Here is a 1276-nt window from a genome sequence, read left to right on the forward strand (position 1 = left end):
CAGCCTGGCGGCCGCGACGGCGGCCCGTTCGGTGACGCGCACCAGTTCCATGGTGAGTATCCGGTCAAGGCCGGCGACGATGTTCTGGGCCACATTCATCTGGTGATTTCCTCGTTGGCAATGCGGCCTCCCGCCGGAGGCGGGCCTGTTTTGTCAAACGAGCATGACAACGGCAAGACCTGCCACGAATATTATCGAATATCCAACAATATCAATCGATTAAACTACGTCTTGAAACACGACCGGCCCGATCGCCACGCGCCGGGCCAGTCTTAAAACGGTGAGAATGGCGGCCTTCGCGGCCTAAAAAACCGCGAGGTATTTGAGCAGCGAAATGATGCCGATGATGATGACGATGACCTGAACTATTTGTCTCATCCGGCCATCGAGCGGCAGGCGTTGAACCAGATAGAGAACGAGGATGATGACGAGGAATGTGATCAGGATGCCGATCAACGCTGACGAAGCCATGGTGTCCTCCTTAAAAGTGATTTGCTGAAAACAACAGAAAAGGCCGGAAGCCCGGCCCTATTGCGCTGCGGTCAATACCAGCGGCGGGAGGTATCGTTCGTCGATTGAGCAATGGCGAAGCCGGCCAGAAAGCCGAGCAGGCCGATCACGCCGACCAAAGCTGTCGTCGTACCAGGATTCTCGCGCGCGACTTCCGAAACAGCCTGGGCTTGGCTGCGCAGTTGTTGCGCCGTACGCGAAGCGCGGTTCGCCGCGGTGTCGTACAACTCGGACGCCTGTTCGCTGGCGTCATCGAGCATCTCCGCGCCCCGCGCCGAAATGCTCTTGTTGATCTTGGTGATCTCCTTGCGCAGTTCGGCAATCTGCTTTTCCAACGTCTTCTGGATGTCGTCGATATCGGGGGTGTCGGATTTGTTGGTGTCAGCCATGAAGCGGTTCCTCTGGTTGGTGACCAAGAGAACGGCGTCGACGCGAATTCGTTCCGGTCTGTGGCAGCTGCCTGCCTCCAGACCGGACCTCAATGCCTGCGGAATTCTTGTCCCGCGCGACTGTCGGACAAAGCTACCCTGCCCGTTCGATGCGGATGACCTGCGGTTTGTCGGTCAGATGTCCGTCCTTGGTGATGCCGTCTACCGCCTTGCGAACGGCGGCCTCCGTCGTCTCGTGGGTGACAAGGATCACCGTCTTCTGTGCCGCCGCCTCGCCGTTGACTGCGTGCTGGACGATCGATTCCAGCGAGATGTCATTGTCGGCCATGCGCTTGGCGATTGCCGCGAACACGCCGATGCGGTCGTGCACGGTCAGC

General features: G+C 58.9%; 3 protein-coding genes and 1 pseudogene. All 4 read right to left on the reverse strand.

Going from position 1 to position 1276, the window contains the following annotated elements; translation table 11 throughout:
* Positions 1-99, reverse strand: a pseudogene (gene glpX / locus ENZ75_RS32145) (fructose-bisphosphatase class II); the annotation flags it as partial.
* A gap of 204 nt (positions 100-303) precedes the next feature.
* Positions 304-471 carry a Thivi_2564 family membrane protein gene (locus ENZ75_RS32150; RefSeq protein ID WP_013531988.1) on the reverse strand — a complete coding sequence of 56 codons (168 nt, stop codon included), beginning with the start codon at positions 469-471 and terminating at the stop codon, positions 304-306.
* A gap of 71 nt (positions 472-542) precedes the next feature.
* Positions 543-899 carry a hypothetical protein gene (locus ENZ75_RS32155; RefSeq protein ID WP_024505708.1) on the reverse strand — a complete coding sequence of 119 codons (357 nt, stop codon included), beginning with the start codon at positions 897-899 and terminating at the stop codon, positions 543-545.
* 133 nt (positions 900-1032) lie between these two features.
* Positions 1033-1276, reverse strand: a 244-nt coding sequence (locus ENZ75_RS32160) for an ACT domain-containing protein (protein ID WP_127308162.1), incomplete at its 5' end; no start/stop codon positions are given.

This window comes from Mesorhizobium sp. M7A.F.Ca.CA.002.04.1.1, assembly GCF_004022805.1.
Classification (GTDB): domain Bacteria; phylum Pseudomonadota; class Alphaproteobacteria; order Rhizobiales; family Rhizobiaceae; genus Mesorhizobium; species Mesorhizobium ciceri.

Bases quoted from the DNA above. Each gene is read 5' to 3' on its own strand.
- ENZ75_RS32155 (WP_024505708.1), bottom strand. From the start codon at position 899: ATGGCTGACACCAACAAATCCGACACCCCCGATATCGACGACATCCAG.
- ENZ75_RS32150 (WP_013531988.1), bottom strand. From the start codon at position 471: ATGGCTTCGTCAGCGTTGATCGGCATCCTGATCACATTCCTCGTCATC.